Origin of the sequence: Paraburkholderia caledonica (genome assembly GCF_000383275.1) — a bacterium.
In the GTDB taxonomy this organism is placed as follows: Bacteria; Pseudomonadota; Gammaproteobacteria; order Burkholderiales; family Burkholderiaceae; genus Paraburkholderia; species Paraburkholderia caledonica.
Window position 1 is genome coordinate 84,228 of sequence record NZ_KB911045.1, and the last position, 16,075, is coordinate 100,302.

Genomic DNA, 16,075 nt, shown 5'->3' on the forward strand with positions numbered 1-16,075 from the left:
GGTGCTGTCAGTTGCGTACCATCGGGCGCGCACCATCAAGCGCGCCTGCCGGCAAGTTGCGCCGCGCGCCGGGCGCGTTTCTCCGCACTGTGCTTCATGCGCCGCGTTTGCAGCACGACAAGTGCCTGGTAAGCGGCGGGCAACGTGCGCGCGAGCCAGTCGGCGGCGCGTGCATCGCGGCCGATCAGCACGCGCCGCTTGTTCCTGCGCACGCCGTCGAGAATCGTACGGGCGGCTTCGTCGGCGGTCGTGATAAAGAACTTTTCGAAATCGTCCTTGCCTTGCTGCTCGTTCTCCAGCATGAAGCCGACCATGTTCGGCGCAATGCGGCTCGACTGCGCGATGTTTGTGCGGATGCCGCCCGGATGCACGCAGGTAGCCGACACGCCGCATTTCATCAGATCGAGTTCCTGACGCAGTGCCTCGGTGAAGCCGCGGACCGCGAACTTCGTCGCGTTGTAGCCGCTCATGCCAGGCTGAGCGAAAAGGCCGAATACACTCGATGTGTTGACGATATGACCTTCGCCCGACGCCTTCAAGTGCGGCAGAAACGCCTTGGTCCCATGCACGACGCCCCAGAAGTTGATGCCGACGATCCACTCCAGATCCGCGTATTCCATGCCTTCAATCGTACTGGACAGAGCGACGCCCGCGTTGTTGAACACGAGGTTCACGCGCCGATGCTGCTCGACGGTTTCCGCCGCCCACGCGAACATTGCGGCTTGGTCGGAGACATCGAACACAGCGGTTGTGATCAGCAGCGGCGCGCCGACGATATGTGGCGCGGCGGCTTGCGCAAGTCGAGCGGTCTCCTCGAGGCTCGTCGCGTTGCGATCGGCAAGGGCCAGGTGGCAGCCTTCTCGCGCGAGCCGGATCGCGAGCGAGCGGCCCATGCCGGAACCCGCGCCTGTGATCGCAGCGACCTTATCGTTGAAATGCTTCATTGGTTTTATCTCCCGTCCTCTCTGAATGTGCGTTGTCGTTATGTGTGTTTCAGGTGACGTCAGCCGACGCGGCAGCCTGCGCGCTGCCGTGCACGCTGTGCGGCGAGGCAGTGTGCGCGATCGTTGTCCCGGGCGCTGACGTGAAAGCGAAGTAATCGTCCATACTGAAGATGCTGGTGGCCTGGCGGAATTTGTACGCGAACCCCGGCCACAGCGTGGTGTTCCTGCCGGTTCTCGGATCGAGATACCAGCTCTTGCAGCCGCCCGTCGACCAGATTGCGCGGCCGAGTTTGTACTGGATCTTTTCGTTGTACGCACGCTCCACCTGCGGGCGAACTTCAATCGCCTCGGCACGCTCACTGCGCATGGTTTTCAGTGCGCGCAAAATGTACTCGACTTGCGACTCGATCATGAACACCATCGAGTTATGGCCGAGTCCCGTGTTCGGACCCACGATCATGAAAAAGTTGGGATAACCAGGCAATGCCGTGCCGAGATAGGCATGCGCGCCGTCACGCCACGTATCGACGATGTCCACGCCGTCGCGTCCCCGCACCACACCTCGCGCGAACGGATCGGCGACCTGGAAGCCGGTGCCGAAGATCAGACAGTCGACCGGATGACGCACGCCGTCACTCGTGATGACCGCGTCTTCGTCGATGCGCTCGATAGCGCTCGTCGTCACCGTTACGTTCGCCCGCGATAAAGCGGGTAAGTAGTCGTTCGAGATCAGAATGCGCTTGCAGCCCATTGTGTAATTCGGCGTGAGCGTCGCGCGCAATTTCGGGTCGGGCACCTGGCGACGTAAATGCCGCTCGGCGACTTTCTGCGCGGTCTTCATTAGCGAGGGATGGATCGCGAATCCGAGCGCGCGCGATTCGAGCATGCAGTAGAGCGCCGAACGCATGATCTTTTGCGTGAAGGGCACGTGCCTGAAAAGCCACTGCTCGAACGGTCGCACCGCTCGGTCGGCCTTCGGCATGATCCACGGCGGCGTACGCTGGAACACATCGAGATGCGCGATGCGAGATGCGATTTGCGGCACGAACTGGATCGCACTGGCGCCGGTGCCGATCACGGCGACGCGCTTGCCTTCGAGCGGATAGGCGTGATCCCAGTGCTGCGAGTGAAATGCCTTGCCCTTGAATCGTTCAATGCCGGGAATGTCGGGTATCGCCGCGCGCGAGAGGCCGCCCATCGCGGGGATCAGTACGCGCGCGGACCACTGTTGCCCGTTGGCGAAACGCAGTTGCCAGCGGTGGCGCGTGTCGTCGTAGACCGCGCTCACGAGTTCATGGCCAAAGCGCAGATAACGCTCCACGCCGAAGCGTCGCGTGCATTCCTCGAGATATGCGCGGATTTCCGGCTGACGCGCGAACATGCGGGTCCAGCGCGGGTTCGGTGCGAACGAAAATGAATAGACATGCGATTGCACGTCGCATGCACAGCCCGGGTAATGGTTGTCGCGCCATGTGCCGCCGACCGACTCGGCCTTTTCTGCAACGATAAAGTCGGTGAAGCCGGATTGCCGCAAGCGAATCGCCATGCCCAGCCCCGCAAAGCCGGTCCCGATAATGGCGATGTCCGTCTCGATAGGCGCGAACGCGCCGTGGCCCGCGGCGTCGTGTGGCATGCGTGCGTTCATCCGGATCGCCTCCCTATTACGCTGATAACTGTTACATTGAGTGATGTAACGATAGGGCGGAAGGACGGACGACGCAAGAGCACGTCTAGACGCGAAACTCTAGGTTGGAAAGGCGGAGACTCAGGCCATTGCTGACGAAGCGCCGACCGGCGCATCGGATTATTTCTTTGGCCGCTTCGGTTGACCGGCGGAGCGAGCCAGTTTCTTTTCCATGATGGCCGCGACGCGATCGCCGAGGTAGTCGCCAGAGGCCTCTTCAAGCGCTCGATTCATCTCGCTCTCGACGAGCACCATAGCGAGCGGCCGCACGCGCCAGATCGCATCCACGAGGGCCGGCACGTCGGCGGGCGGCGGCAGCGCGTCCGGATCGTAGCGGTCCAGTTGGCGAACCACCAGATCGACCAGTGCGTGGGCGATCGCGCTGAAATGCGGCCGTGCGACGCCGACGGCGTCGAGCAGATCGGCCAGCGGAATGCCTTCTTTCGCGAGCGTGGCGCCAGCGGCGAGTGCAGTGGGACTGCCCGACACGAACGACAGGCCCTCTCGCTCCAGCAGGCCGAGATCGACCGCTTTCGCGAGCGCGCTCGGCGACGCTTTGTCGCCGAACATTTGCAGCAGTTCGACCAACGAATACTTCTTTGGATGTTCGCGCGACCAGCGGCCGCCGATCGCGGTTTCGAGGCCCAGAATGGAGCGAAGATCGTGGCCTTCGTCCACGGCCTTGATCAGATCCTGGATGTTCGCGAGCGTGTAGCCGCGAGAGAGCAGATGATTGATCAGCTTCAGACGCGACACGTGAGCGTCGTTATACACGCCCACTCTGCCGCGCTTTTCCGGTGGCGCGAGAAGACCGCGGTCCTGATACGCCCGCACGTTTCGCACCGTTGTGTCGCTGACGCGCGCGAGTTCGTCGACGGTGTACTCGTTGCGCGGCGCGGCGCCTGCGGACGTGTCCGAGGCGCCGGACGAGGACGGCGGCGAGGTGGAGGGCGGCGTGGCGGGCGGCGTGTTAGGCATGCCCGGAATTTTACCCCCGCTGTATGGAGGCGGACCAGCACGACGCTCGGGTTGCAGCTTCAGGTTTCGTAGTCAGGCGGCGTCGAAGCGCCCGCACCCAAAGTCCGCTGCATCAGTGTGGTGTCGAGCCATCTGCCATGTTTGAAACCGACTGCCCTCAACGTGCCGGTCAACTCGAAACCCAACTGCTTATGCAGCGACAGTGATCCGCCGCTGCCGCCGTCCGCGATCACGGCGACCATCTGGCGCCATGGCCCGGTTTCGCATCGGTCGATCAGCGCCTGTAGCAACACGCGGCCGAGGCCTCGTCCGCGATAGGCGTCGCTCACATAGATCGAATCTTCGATGGTGTTCCTGTACGCCGCGCGAGGGCGGTACGGCGTCGCGAAGCAGTAGCCCGCGACCTCTCCGCCAATCTCGGCGACCATGTACGGCAGTCCATGGCTGCGCACCGACGCGAGCCGCATGCGCAGATCGTCCACGGATGGCGGCACTTCCTCGAACGACGCGACGCCGGTCAACACATGGTGCGCGTAAATGGCCTGAATGGCGGGCAGGTCGGCTTCGATTGCGTCGCGGATAAGCGGGTCGCTGCCGGTCGACTCAGCGGTTGCGGCGCTTGCAGCGGTTGCGTCCGGGGCGCCGGATGCGGGGCGGGCTGTGGTCATACGTGGTCCTGGTGCGGCCGGCTCCGGCCTGTCGTTTCTCTTCTTCTGAGGATACGTTTGACTATGCCCGCCGCGCGCGCAAATTTGAAGCCGGACAAAAATCGTTGCGTGAGGACTCGGCGCCAGGTCAGGCCGTGCGGCGCGCCGGCGTCGCTTTGGAGAAGTGCCGGGCGCCGGCCACGCACGCTACCACTGCGACGGTGACCGCGATCATCGAAGGCGGCACCTGTTCGTGCAGCAACAACCCCGCGAGCACCAGGCCGAAAAACGGCTGCAGCAGTTGCAACTGTCCGACTCCTGCGATGCCGCCAAGCGCGAGGCCGCGATACCAGAATACAAAGCCGATCAGCATGCTGAACAGCGACACATACGCGAGCCCCCAAAGCGCTGCATGGCTGACGCCCTCGAAAGAAGCCGGGCGGGTCCACCATGCGAGCGGCAACATCAGCGGAAGCGACAGCACCAGCGCCCACGAAATAACCTGCCAGCCGCCGAGATGCCGCGATAGCCGCGCGCCTTCCGCATAGCCCAGCCCGCACACGACGATCGCGGCGAGCATCAGCGCGTCGCCCACCGGAGACGCGTCGAGACCGTGGCGCATCGCGAACGCGACCACCGCGCCGCTGCCGAGCGCCGAGAAGAACCAGAAGGCCGCTTGCGGACGTTCGCCGCCGCGCAGCACGCCGAAGATCGCGGTTGCAAGCGGCAGCAGTCCGACGAACACGATCGCGTGTGCGGAACTCACGTGGCGCAGCGCAAGTGCGGTCAGAAGCGGAAAACCGACCACCACGCCGAGCGCGACGATTACGAGCGGAACCATATCGCGCCGCGCGGGACGCGCCTCGCGGAACACGAGCAGCAGCAACAGACCGAGCGTGCCCGCGATGGTCGCGCGCGCCACCGTCAGGAACACCGGATCGAGCCCTTGCACGGCGATGCGCGTGGCCGGCAGCGAGCCGCTGAAAATCAGCACGCCTATGAGCCCGCTCAGCCAGCCATTCGTTGTCTTGTCCATCTAAGGTCCATGCGTATTGGAATGAAGCGTATAGCATCCGCTTTCATCGCGAAAAGGTTAAGCTACGGATCAGTACAATTCGTGCAAACTGTACCGACGAAGGAGCAGTACAGATGGAGCAAGGTGGGCAGATGCGAGAACTCGGGAAACCGCAAGGAACACGCGTAGGCATCGTCATGGACAATCTGCGCGAACGCATTGCGAGCCGCTCGCTGATGCCCGGCGCGCGCGTGCCGTCGATCCGCGTCATGACCGAAACGCTCGGTGTGTCGAAGTCGACGGTGGTGGAGGCGTATGACCGGCTCGTTGCTGAAGGCGCGATCGTGGCCCGGCGCGGCTCGGGATTTTTCGTGTCGGGCCATGCGCCGCCGCTCGCGCTCGCCGATCTCGGGCCGCGCCTCGATCGCGAGGTTGATCCGCTATGGCTCACTCGCCAGTCGTTACAACCCGGCTCCAAGGTGCTCAAGCCGGGTTGCGGCTGGATGCCGGCCTCCTGGCTGCCCGAGGACGGCGTGCGTCGCGCGTTGCGGGCCATAGCGCGCGATGCGCAATCGCCGCTCGCCGACTATGCGAACCCGTATGGCCTGCCCGCGCTGCGTCAGCAGCTTGCCTGGCGGCTCGCGCAGCACGGCGTGGAAGCGCCGCCCGAACAGATCGTCCTCACCGACGGCGGCACGCACGCGCTCGATCTGGTGTGCCGTTTTCTGCTCGAACCGGGGGACACGGTTCTGATCGACGACCCGTGCTATTTCAACTTCCAGGCGCTGTTGCGGGCGCATCGCGCGCGCATCGTCGGCGTGCCTTATACGCCGTCGGGTCCGGACCTCGCGGCCTTCGAGCGCGCGCTGATCGAGCATCGTCCGCGGCTCTATGTGACTAACTCAGCGATTCATAATCCCACCGGCGCGACGCTCGCGCCGGCGGTCGCGCATCGGCTGCTCAAGCTCGCCGGCGAACACGGACTGATCGTCGTCGAGGACGATATCTTCGCGGACTTCGAAGACGAACCCGCGCCGCGGCTTGCCGCCTTTGACGGGCTCACGCGCGTGGTGTCGATCGGCAGCTTTTCGAAGACGCTTTCCGCGGCGGCACGTTGCGGCTACATCGCCGCGCGCGCCGAATGGATCGAGCCGCTGATCGACCTGAAGCTCGCCACGTCGTTCGGCAATGGGCAACTCACGGCGAGCGTCGTGCATCGGTTGCTGGTGGACGGTACTTACCGGCGTCATCTCGAGTCGATGCGCACGAAACTCGCGGACGCGATGGGCGAAACCATGCGCCGCCTCAACTACGCGGGCCTCGACGTATGGACGCAGCCGCGTGCGGGCATGTTCGTGTGGGCTCGCTTGCCCGATTCGCTCGACGCCGCCGACATCGCGCGCCATGCGCTAGGCGCAGATGTCGTGTTCGCACCGGGCAATGTATTCAGCGTCTCGCAATCGGCGACCGGTTACCTGCGCTTTAACGTCTCGCAATGCAACCGGCCGAAAGTGTACGAGGCCTTGCAGCGCGCGATGGAGAGCGCTGCCGCATCCGGCGAGCGCAAGCGGGCGTAATCGCGGCAGGAGCGCTCACACATGCACTGGCGCTCCGCATTCGCATGTATTACTACTTGCACAGCAGAAGCAGGCGCTCCTGATTCGTACAGTTGCTACGCGGTTTTTCGGAGACCTGAGCCGCGGCCGCGTTGATGCCTGCGCTGCGGTTCGCAAGGCAGGCGCGTAAATGCTTCTCTACAGGCGGGTAATATTTCCAACCGCGCACGAGGCTGGGCAATTCCAGCTTGACCTGCTTCCATTTCGGATGCCCATGCTCCTGCAGATTGTCGAAGTTCGCGCATAGCGAGTCGGCAAAATGATTCAGATTGCCGACGGTATCGCGCAGACCGTAGTCATAGGTGACGAGGAAGGCCTTGACCGTCAGCGTGGGCACGTCTTCTTTCAGCCAGTTCGGGTAGCTGCTCGCGCGGATCGTGGCGGGGAAATAGGTCTGCTTCGCACGGACGGTTTCGGGTGCCGTGGGCTCGGCTTTCAGCAGACGGATCTGCTGCAGCAGTTCCGGGTTCATATCGTTGAACAGTTTTGCCGGCTGGCCGACCACGATGATCGCGACGTCCACTTTCTTGACGATCAATGCGGCCAGTGCATCTTCGTTGCTCAGGTGCTGGATGTTCTGTTCGGGAATAGGCTGACCGAACATAAGGCGATACAGGGTAGTCGCCGATTGCGCGGTCCCGCTGCCGAGCAGGCCGACGCTGATGGTCTTGTCCCTGATGTCGCCTAGACTTTTGAGCGGCGAATCCGCGCGCACCACGACGTTAATTTCTTCGTCGTAGAGCGGCATGATGAGGCGCAGCGGGCGGATCGCGGTACCGGCGTCGGGATTGCCCGAGTTGGCCATGTCGATGTACGCCTGATACACGTCGGACTGCACCAGCGCGAGTTTCACGCCCGGCTCGAAGCGCATGCGCTGTACGTTCTCGGCAGACCCTTTCGACGCGACCACGGCGAGGTCGATGCCCGCCGGCTGCGCGACCCATTTCGACAGGTCCTGACCGATCTGAATGTAGGTGCCGCGTTCGGGGCCCGTGACGATCTTGTAGTGCGCGGGTTCGGCACTCAGCAGCGAAGACGTGATCAGCAGCATCGCTCCCAGCCATCCCGTCAGAAATCTCTTTAGCATGGTCTGCACCTATCGGGTCGGGTTGGCAATTTTCCAGCCATTAAATTCGGTATCCGAACTATTGGACGGCCGGCTGCCGCGGCAGCCTGGCATTGCTCGTTGTCTGGGTACTGAGCGGTGCCCAGCCAGTTTCGCGAATCACACGCTCGAGGATCGTCTTTGCCGTGTCGTTGCCGGTGTCTAGCGCCAGCGCCTCGTTCGCATGCTCTCGTGCGCACGGCCATGTTTGATGATCGGCGCACATCTGCGCCGCCAGCAACGCGGCGTCGCGGCGCGCGGTCAACGGCTTCATTTCGGCGGCGAGACTTTGCGCGTCGCTGCTCTCGGGTTGCAGCGATTGCGCTGCTCCCAGGGCCGCTTGCGCCGCGCTCAGATCGTTGGCGCGCAATGCGGTGCGGGCCGCCCGCAGTGCTTGCGCGCCGTCGTGGAATTGCGGTGTGGCCGTTTTCGCTGAAACCACTGCGATCGGTACAGTGGCCGGTATTGCCTGTACGGTGTTTCGCACGCCTTCTGTGCCAGTGGATTTGCCCGGCATCGCAGCGATGCGCGAGTCGGCTGCCTGATCGGGCGAGTATCGCGCGATGGTCCCCGTCGTCGTTCTGGCGTCGCGGGCGGTTTCTGCGGATTGCTCGCCGTTGCCGGAATGCAGGTCGCGGCTGTCGTTGAATAGCGCGTAGCCGACATACGCCAGGCCCGCGGCGACAATGGTCGCGGTCGCGAGTACCGCGTGGCGCATATGCAGACCCGCGCGATGCGGCAGTTCGGCAGGATCGGCAACGGGCAACAGCGGCGTCTCGGGCGAAAGCAGCGACGATGACGACGCCTGAAGCGCGCCTGCCGGAGCGAGGTTGAGGCCGGCATGCAATGCGCCGCCGGGGAAGTCGGGCTCGTTGAGCGCCGGCGCGCCGAAACCGTCGTTCAACATCGACATGCTCAGCGTGCTGGCTCGACTCTCGTGCAGCGCGCTGCGCACAGGTGGGCGTGCGTCGGCATCGAGCGGATGAACCGAGCCGCAATACGGGCAATGATCCACTCGCCGGTAGAGGGCTCCGCCACATTGTTTGCATGGCGTCGGAAAGCGATCGCCGGCTAAGGTCTGAGTGGACATGCTATGGCTCCAACTGAGGAAAACAATGCCGTTACGGCATGCTTCCGATCGCGCTTGAAGCGGTATGAGTGTCCGCGGAAACCACGATCTACATGCGCCAGAGAGTCCGAGCGGGCAAGCGAGGCCTGCGCGCCGTCGTTTTCAATATGTGGCGTTTCGAAGCGGACGTCAATGGACGATCGACCCTATGTTGTGTGCGCTACCGCACATTACCAGGTAGGACGAATGATCGTGCACATCATGAGGACGAACGCGCGCGATTCTTTTTATGGTAGGGCGCGCATTTCGCAGACAAATTTCGGGCGCATGCAATCAATATTTCCATGACGCGCCCGACCGATGCGCGATGGTTCAATGCTCACGCAACGGATGGTCCTTCAGCAGCCACGCGAGCACGAATGCGAGCAATACGACACACGCCGCGGAGAGATACACGGTATGCAACGCACCGGCAAATGCCTGTAGATAGTCGGCGCGCAATGCGTCAGGCAAATGGCGGATCGCGGCGGGTCCGAGTGCGTGCGGCAATTCCGTGTCCGGCGGGATCAGCTTTTCGAGCCTTGCGGCAAGGCCGTTGGAGAACACGGCACCGAACGCGGCCACACCGATCGATCCGCCAATCGAGCGAAACAACGTGGCGCCCGATGTGGCCACACCCATATGCTTGAATTCGACGGTGTTCTGCACGGCGAGAATGAGCACTTGCATCACCATGCCGAGACCGCAGCCGAGCACGCCCATGTCGAGATACATCACATGAATCGGTGTGTCGATCTGCAGGCGCGCGAGCAGCATCATGGCGATCGCGACCAGCAAGGTGCCCGCAATAGGGAACATGCGATAACGGCCAATTTTGCTGATCAGACGACCTGTCACCATCGACATGACGAAGAGGCCGCCCATCATCGGCAGCATCTGCATGCCGGCTTCCGTCGGCGTGGAGCCTTTGACCACTTGCAGATAGAGAGGCAAAAACGTGACGGAGCCGAACATCGACACGCCCACGATGAAGCCGATCAGACTGCTCAGTAAAAACGTGCGCTGCCTGAAAAGTTCGAGCGGCATGATCGGTTCAGCTGCGCTGCGTTCTTCGTGGATGAAACCCCAGATCGCGACGAGTCCCATGCCGAGCGTGATCCACAATTGCGGCGACGACCACGGCAAGATCGTGCCGCCCTGGCTCGTGAACAGAATGATGCAGGTGAGTGCGCCTGCAAGAAACGCAGCGCCCATATAGTCGATGGTGTGCTTGACTTGATGCAGACGCGGCTTGAAGACCGCGCCGATCACAGCCAGCGAGACGATGCCGAGCGGCAGGTTGATATAGAAAATCCAGCGCCACGTAAGGTGCTCGACAAGAAAGCCGCCGAGCAGCGGACCGACTACCGTCGCGAGACCGAATACGCCGCCGAACACGCCTTGATAGCGGCCACGCTGCGCGGGTGGAATGACGTCGGCGATTGCGGCCATTGTCACGACGAGCAGACCGCCGCCGCCGAGCCCTTGCAATGCCCGCAGCACGATCAACTGGGTCATGTCTTGCGCTATGCCGCACAGCGCGGAACCGACGAGAAAGAGCACGATCGCCGTCTGGAGCACGATCTTGCGGCCGAACTGATCGCCGAACTTGCCGTACAGCGGCACGACGATCGTCGAGCTGAGCAGATAGGCTGTGACGACCCACGACAGGTTATTGAGTCCACCCAGTTCGCCGACAATCGTCGGGAGGGCAGTCGACACTATCGTCTGATCAAGCGCGGCGAGCAGCATGACCAGCAACAGCGCGGGGAACAGAAGGCGAATCGGCGGATGGTCGGCGGCTCGTTCAACCGAATGGTCCGAAGCCGGCTCGTGTCGCGTCACAGCGGCCTGCGGGCCGTCGTTCAGCAATCGCTGCGGCCGGGCGAGCACGGCTTGTTGTGTGGGCTGTTGCATGGCATTAGCGCCTTGAAATTAATTAACTCGAAGATTAATATATGCGACATTCTATCGCCCGTCAAACGAGTGCAATGGCAAGAACTCCAACAGTTGGTAAGAAGACGAGCGGCGCGAAGGCTTCCGGCGGTAGCGGCTCGGCGACGAAAGTGCACAAGCGCGCGGCGCAAACGGCGGCGGTTGCCGCAGATCCCGCGACAGGCGCCCCGGCAAAAACCGCGTCAGAAGGCGCATCTTCAAGACGGCCTGGCAGACCGCCGGGCGCTTCGCGCGGAGCGGAGCAGCGCAATCGTCTGCTCGACGCGGCGCTCGAGCTTTTCGCGCGGCAAGGCATCGTCGATACGACGCTCGGCGAGATTGCCCGCGAGGCGGGCTTTACGCCGGCCATGATGCATTACTACTTCAAGACGCGTGAGCAGCTGCTCGACGTGCTCATCGAAGAGCGCTTCGGCCCGTTGCGCGCGAGTCTCGGCGTGCCGTTCCAGGAGCATGCCGACGATCCCGTCGCGGCGATCACGCAGCTCGCACAGCGCATGGTGCAGGCAGCCGTCGAGCGGCCGTGGTTTCCATCGCTGTGGGTGCGCGAAGTCATCAGCGATAGCGGCCTGCTGCGTCAGCGCATGCAGGAGCGTTCCGGAGACGCAAATCAGAAGACGTCGCTTGCCACCATTGAGCGATGGCAGAAGGAAGGGCGTTTGAATCCGGCGCTCGAGCCATCGCTGATGTTCGTTACGCTGCTCGGGCTGACGCTATTGCCCCTCGCCACGTCGAAGCTGTGGCGCCGCGATCCCAAACGTCGCCTGATTGGCGGCGACGAGATCGCCCGCCACGCGGTGGCGCTTCTGGTGCAGGGCATTAGTCCGAAGAAAATTGGTTAACCATGCAACTACTTGCTGCATGTCATGCGATGCGCGGCACATAACGTGCTACCAGTGGGGTAAATGCGAACGCCGGGCAACGGGGCTGCGGGCATCGCAGAAGAAATCGGCAGGAATGACGAAAAGACGCCGCGGCGGCAAGAAAGCAATCAATCGCCAATGCCGCCGCGGCGAATCGGGTGTCGGCCCCGGACGCCGGGAGCCGTTTTTTCATTGGCGTGCAATTTTGGCGCGTTACTGTGCGCGCGTTGCAGGGGGCCATGTCTACAATCGTGGGCCTTTTTTGCAACTCGGCACATGAATTCGAGTCGGAACCATGAACAGCAATTTCGCGGCCGCGCAAATCGGCGGCAAGCAACCCTCCCAGCAGGGCGACACATTGGCCAAGCCTGACGGCCTGACCGGATTTTTAGAGCAACAACATAAAATGAACGGTGCATTGAGACTCGATCAGGCCACGATCGTGCTCGTAGAAGACGACCCGGACAGCCGGGAATCGCTGACCTTGTTGCTGGAAGCGGAAGGGGCAAACGTCGTTGCCGTGGCGGATGCGGAAGAGGGCGTCGAAGCGGCCGTCCGGCTGCTGCCGGATGCGGTGGTATGCGACCTCGAACTGCCCGCCATGGACGGCTTCTATCTGATCCAGCGGCTGCGTGATCACGAGATTCGCGGCGATCACGCGCCTTCGGTAGCGGTGGCGCTGACCGGACATACCGACGACGCCTACCGTTTGCGAAGTATCGGCGAAGGCTTCCAGCACTTCATGACCAAACCGGCGTTACCGGAAGAACTGGTGACTCTGCTGCACGACGCCATCGGTGCACGCGGAGCCCGTTGAGCAGGTCACAACGCGGCGCGAAGCGTGAAAGGCTTTGCGCCGCAAGCGCAACACATTGCCGCTATTTAGCCGCAACGGGCGCCGTCGATCCCGTCTTCGGCGCAGCCGCCGCGGCTGCCTCTGCCGCCTGACATGCGGAACACAATCCCTTCAATTCGATTTCGTCGCTTGCGATCCGGTAACCCGCATCTTCGATTTGCGCGACGAGCGCCTGGCGCAGCTTCGGCTGATGCAGTTCGGTGACGTTGCCGCACTGCTGACAAACAACCAGAATGCCGTGCTGGCATTGCGTCAGATCGTGGCACACCGTAAATGCATTAATCGATTCGATCCGATGCACGAGACCTGCCGACAGCAGAAAGTCGAGCGCACGATAAACCGTTGGAGGCGCAGAGCCCGGATGAATCTGGCGCATGTCGTCGAGCAGCGAGTACGCCTTGGTCGCACGTCCAGAGTTCAGCAGCAATTCGAGCACTTTGCGGCGAATCGGCGTGAGCTTCTCGCCGCGTTCGCGGCAATACTCTTCCGCGAGAGCCAGCGCGGCTTCGGGCGAGTCGCCGTGCGTGTGCCCCGGCGCTTGCGCAACGGCATCCGCGGAAGCTGCGGCTTTCGCCGTGCGCGCGGGACTGGCTGGGTTTGCGGCGGTAGCGGCGGACTTGGCGTTCTTCATGCGTCGATTATAAAGGTCAACCATGGCCAGCGCCTGTTGCCAACCTGTTGTCGCGTCGGCGTGAGTCGCCGCGCCGGACACGGTTATGCCGGGCATGCCCGGCGACGGCGACCGCCTCCACGGCTCCGCGGATTGCGCACCTCTGGCCGCCCTGGTTCACGTGAGCGGGAAGTCGACGTATTTCTTGAAGCCCGGGCGGGTCGCAATGCGCGAATACCAGCGCTCCAGGTTGGGCAACGGCGGACGCTCCACGCCGTCCAGGCCGAACCAGCGTTTTGCATACGCGCCGATCACGATATCGGCGAGCGTAAACTTGTCGCTTTCAAGGAAGAAGCGCCCCTGCAGATGCGTGTCGAGCATTTGCCACAGCGCGGTAACGGTGCGGATGTCTTCGGCGAGCCTGGCCGCGTCGCGCTGTTCGGGCGGCGTGCGCACGAGCGTCCAGAACACCGGCCGCTCGGCCGGTTGCAAAGTGGACAGCGACCAGTCAAGCCAGCGGTCGATGCTCGCACGTAGCCGCGGTTCGGCGGGATACAGCGGACTGCCCGCGCCGTACTGCAGCGCCAGGTAACGCAGTATCGAATTCGATTCCCACAGTTCGAAGTCGTCGTCGACCAGCGTGGGAATCTTGCCGGTCGGGTTCATTGAAAGGTACGCCGGCTCGTTGTTGCGGCCGAATTGCATGCCCGCGTCGATGCGCTCGTACGGCAGCACCAGTTCATCGCAGCACCACAAGACTTTTTGCACGTTGACTGAATTCGTGCGTCCCCAGATCGTAATCATCCGGTTAATCCTTTTTTGTCGACAGTTGGCAAGCCGTGCATCGCGCTCGGCGTTCAACCAGTAACGATACACGATGCGCATACGTTTGGATGCGTGCGCAGCGATGCGGCCATCTCGCAACGGAACGCCGGAGCGCCGGCTGCTCGATGCGTTGCGTACAATGAGCGCACCGAAATACGACGAGGCACCGCATGGCCCGCATTGTCCCCGACGACTGGAAGAGCCTCGCCGCCACCGGGGCGGCGTCGCGCGAGCGGGAAACGCTCGCATTGCTGGAACAAGCGCTGCCCGACGATTACACGGTCTACCACGGCGTGCACTGGACGCGGCTCAACCAGAACTTTTCTGTCTTCGGCGAGGCCGATTTTGTGATCGTCAGTCCGGCCGGGCGCGTAATGATCGTCGAACAGAAAACGGGCTTTCTGCGCGAAACCCCGAAGGGGCTCGTCAAGGTTTATCTGCAGACCGAGCGCAACGTGGCGATCGCGCTCGCGCATACCATCGAAGGGTTGCACCGGCGCTTTACCGCCGCGTTCGGCGCGGGCACCTATTTCATCGAAGAATTGCTGTATTGCCCCGACCATATCGTGAAGGACGCCGCGATTGCAGGCGTGAATCCCGCACGGATCGTCGACGCGACGCGCCGCGACCGGCTCGCCGCAGTGATTCGCGAAGCGCTGCCGGCCGATGAGCCGCGCCTGCCATGCGCGTCGAAAATCCACCACTTCCTCGCCGATGAACTCGCGCTTACCCCCGACGCAAGTGCTCTCGTCGGCCAGGCGGGCACGCTCGTCACGCGGCTCGCGGGCGGTCTTGCGACGTGGGCGCGGCGGCTCGAATTCTCGCCGTTTCGCCTGCGCGTGATCGGCACGGCCGGCTCGGGCAAGACGCAACTGGCGGTGCAGGTAATGAAAGACGCCGTCGCGCGCGGCCAGCGTCCGCTATATGTGTGTTTCAACCGGCCGTTGGCCGACCATATCTCGCGCGTGGCACCGCCCGAGGCGAAGGTCGCTAACTATCATCAACTGTGCGACTGGATTGCGCGAGATGCGGGCCGCGAGCCCGATTTCGAGTCAGGCCAGGTGTTCGATCAACTCGAAGCGATGTTTGCGGAAACGCCGATCGACGCGCGCTGGCAATTCGACGTGCTGATCGTCGACGAAGGCCAGGATTTTCAGGAGCCGTGGGTCGCCGCACTCGAACGCCTGCTGAGCCCGGGCGGCGCGTGGTGGTGGCTCGAAGATCCGCTGCAGAATCTCTATATGCGCGAACCGGTGGCGCTGCCCGGCTGGACCACGCTGAAAGAGACCACCAACTACCGAAGCCCGCGCGACATTCTCGACTACGTGCGCGACGTGGTCGGCGCAGCGGTGCCTGTTGCGGCGGCGCTTGCGTCGGGTAGTCCATTCGACGGCTCCGACATTTCGCTGTCGGTCTACGACGAAGCGAACGCCGCCGAGGGCAGCATCGAAGCAACCAAGCGCGCGATCACCCAGGCGCTGTCGCTTGGCTTTCGCAAGCAGGACATCGCGGTGCTGTCGTTTCGCGGACGCGAAGGCTCGGCGATGACCGCGCAGGATCATCTCGGCCCGCATCGGCTGCGCAGTTTTACCGGGAAATACGATTTGTTTGGCAATCCAGAATATCGCGACGGCGACGTTCTGTTCGAATCGATCTATCGTTTCAAGGGGCAGGCGGCGCCTTGCGTGATTCTCACTGAAGTCGACTTCAATGCATTCGACGAACGTATCGCACGCAAACTGTTTGTCGGCGCCACGCGGGCAACAATGAAGCTCATCATCGTCGCTTCGCAGCGCGCGGCCCAGTATCTGCATTTGCGCGACGGCAAGGAGAGAAAGGAGAACAAGGAAGCGCGCGAAGTCTGACGCGCG

General features: G+C 62.9%; 14 protein-coding genes. 4 read left to right on the forward strand and 10 right to left on the reverse strand.

Features of this window, described 5'->3' with window-relative positions:
* Positions 1 to 35 precede the first annotated feature (35 nt).
* The 5 genes from H281_RS0127445 to H281_RS0127465 form a co-directional block, all read right to left on the reverse strand.
* Entirely contained in the window at positions 36 to 944 is a 909-nt protein-coding gene (locus H281_RS0127445) for an SDR family NAD(P)-dependent oxidoreductase (RefSeq protein WP_020070350.1), read from the reverse strand.
* A gap of 49 nt (positions 945 to 993) precedes the next feature.
* Positions 994 to 2,589 carry a flavin-containing monooxygenase gene (locus H281_RS0127450; RefSeq protein ID WP_020070351.1) on the reverse strand — a complete coding sequence of 532 codons (1,596 nt, stop codon included), beginning with the start codon at positions 2,587 to 2,589 and terminating at the stop codon, positions 994 to 996.
* A gap of 159 nt (positions 2,590 to 2,748) precedes the next feature.
* A complete protein-coding gene (locus H281_RS0127455; protein WP_020070352.1) occupies positions 2,749 to 3,606 on the reverse strand; it encodes a MerR family transcriptional regulator in 858 nt (285 codons plus the stop codon).
* A 59-nt stretch (positions 3,607 to 3,665) separates the two neighbouring features.
* Positions 3,666 to 4,274: a GNAT family N-acetyltransferase gene (locus H281_RS0127460; protein WP_020070353.1), complete on the reverse strand. Its 609-nt coding sequence runs from the start codon at positions 4,272 to 4,274 to the stop codon at positions 3,666 to 3,668.
* A 127-nt stretch (positions 4,275 to 4,401) separates the two neighbouring features.
* Complete coding sequence (locus H281_RS0127465) at positions 4,402 to 5,289, reverse strand: DMT family transporter (RefSeq protein WP_020070354.1); 888 nt, start codon at positions 5,287 to 5,289, stop codon at positions 4,402 to 4,404.
* Positions 5,290 to 5,402: 113 nt separating this feature from the next.
* Here H281_RS0127465 and H281_RS0127470 point away from each other — a divergent pair, with 113 nt between their 5' ends.
* Positions 5,403 to 6,845 carry an aminotransferase-like domain-containing protein gene (locus H281_RS0127470; protein ID WP_020070355.1) on the forward strand — a complete coding sequence of 481 codons (1,443 nt, stop codon included), beginning with the start codon at positions 5,403 to 5,405 and terminating at the stop codon, positions 6,843 to 6,845.
* Positions 6,846 to 6,897: 52 nt separating this feature from the next.
* Here H281_RS0127470 and H281_RS0127475 read toward each other — a convergent pair whose 3' ends face one another.
* The 3 genes from H281_RS0127475 to H281_RS0127485 all read right to left on the reverse strand — a co-directional run bounded on the left by H281_RS0127475 (position 6,898) and on the right by H281_RS0127485 (position 11,014).
* On the reverse strand, positions 6,898 to 7,971 hold the full coding sequence (locus H281_RS0127475; protein ID WP_020070356.1) for a TAXI family TRAP transporter solute-binding subunit: 1,074 nt from the start codon (positions 7,969 to 7,971) through the stop codon (positions 6,898 to 6,900).
* A 58-nt stretch (positions 7,972 to 8,029) separates the two neighbouring features.
* The gene (locus tag H281_RS0127480) at positions 8,030 to 9,079 is read right to left on the reverse strand and encodes a hypothetical protein (protein WP_027804994.1); all 1,050 of its coding nucleotides are present in this window, start codon (positions 9,077 to 9,079) and stop codon (positions 8,030 to 8,032) included.
* 351 nt (positions 9,080 to 9,430) lie between these two features.
* A complete protein-coding gene (locus tag H281_RS0127485; RefSeq protein WP_020070358.1) occupies positions 9,431 to 11,014 on the reverse strand; it encodes an MDR family MFS transporter in 1,584 nt (527 codons plus the stop codon).
* Between the two features lie 74 nt (positions 11,015 to 11,088).
* On the opposite strand from H281_RS0127485, the gene H281_RS0127490 reads away from it, so the two are divergent.
* Positions 11,089 to 11,892, forward strand: coding sequence for a TetR/AcrR family transcriptional regulator (locus H281_RS0127490; RefSeq protein WP_020070359.1), 804 nt, complete (start codon positions 11,089 to 11,091; stop codon positions 11,890 to 11,892).
* A 316-nt stretch (positions 11,893 to 12,208) separates the two neighbouring features.
* On the forward strand, positions 12,209 to 12,730 hold the full coding sequence (locus H281_RS0127495) for a response regulator (protein ID WP_020070360.1): 522 nt from the start codon (positions 12,209 to 12,211) through the stop codon (positions 12,728 to 12,730).
* A gap of 61 nt (positions 12,731 to 12,791) precedes the next feature.
* Here H281_RS0127495 and H281_RS0127500 read toward each other — a convergent pair whose 3' ends face one another.
* Positions 12,792 to 13,400, reverse strand: a complete 609-nt coding sequence (locus H281_RS0127500) for a Fur family transcriptional regulator (RefSeq protein ID WP_027804996.1) — start codon at positions 13,398 to 13,400, stop codon at positions 12,792 to 12,794.
* 156 nt (positions 13,401 to 13,556) lie between these two features.
* Entirely contained in the window at positions 13,557 to 14,183 is a 627-nt protein-coding gene (locus H281_RS0127505) for a glutathione S-transferase family protein (RefSeq protein WP_027804997.1), read from the reverse strand.
* 191 nt (positions 14,184 to 14,374) lie between these two features.
* On the opposite strand from H281_RS0127505, the gene H281_RS0127510 reads away from it, so the two are divergent.
* Positions 14,375 to 16,069, forward strand: a complete 1,695-nt coding sequence (locus tag H281_RS0127510) for an ATP-binding domain-containing protein (RefSeq protein WP_020070363.1) — start codon at positions 14,375 to 14,377, stop codon at positions 16,067 to 16,069.
* Positions 16,070 to 16,075 lie beyond the last annotated feature (6 nt).

Coding starts and splice junctions, on each gene's coding strand:
- H281_RS0127510 (WP_020070363.1), top strand. CDS start 14,375: ATGGCCCGCATTGTCCCCGACGACTGGAAGAGCCTCGCCGCCACCGGG.
- H281_RS0127470 (WP_020070355.1), top strand. CDS start 5,403: ATGGAGCAAGGTGGGCAGATGCGAGAACTCGGGAAACCGCAAGGAACA.
- H281_RS0127475 (WP_020070356.1), bottom strand. CDS start 7,971: ATGCTAAAGAGATTTCTGACGGGATGGCTGGGAGCGATGCTGCTGATC.
- H281_RS0127455 (WP_020070352.1), bottom strand. CDS start 3,606: ATGCCTAACACGCCGCCCGCCACGCCGCCCTCCACCTCGCCGCCGTCC.
- H281_RS0127465 (WP_020070354.1), bottom strand. CDS start 5,289: ATGGACAAGACAACGAATGGCTGGCTGAGCGGGCTCATAGGCGTGCTG.
- H281_RS0127460 (WP_020070353.1), bottom strand. CDS start 4,274: ATGACCACAGCCCGCCCCGCATCCGGCGCCCCGGACGCAACCGCTGCA.
- H281_RS0127495 (WP_020070360.1), top strand. CDS start 12,209: ATGAACAGCAATTTCGCGGCCGCGCAAATCGGCGGCAAGCAACCCTCC.
- H281_RS0127450 (WP_020070351.1), bottom strand. CDS start 2,589: ATGAACGCACGCATGCCACACGACGCCGCGGGCCACGGCGCGTTCGCG.
- H281_RS0127445 (WP_020070350.1), bottom strand. CDS start 944: ATGAAGCATTTCAACGATAAGGTCGCTGCGATCACAGGCGCGGGTTCC.
- H281_RS0127500 (WP_027804996.1), bottom strand. CDS start 13,400: ATGAAGAACGCCAAGTCCGCCGCTACCGCCGCAAACCCAGCCAGTCCC.
- H281_RS0127480 (WP_027804994.1), bottom strand. CDS start 9,079: ATGTCCACTCAGACCTTAGCCGGCGATCGCTTTCCGACGCCATGCAAA.
- H281_RS0127505 (WP_027804997.1), bottom strand. CDS start 14,183: ATGATTACGATCTGGGGACGCACGAATTCAGTCAACGTGCAAAAAGTC.
- H281_RS0127490 (WP_020070359.1), top strand. CDS start 11,089: ATGGCAAGAACTCCAACAGTTGGTAAGAAGACGAGCGGCGCGAAGGCT.
- H281_RS0127485 (WP_020070358.1), bottom strand. CDS start 11,014: ATGCAACAGCCCACACAACAAGCCGTGCTCGCCCGGCCGCAGCGATTG.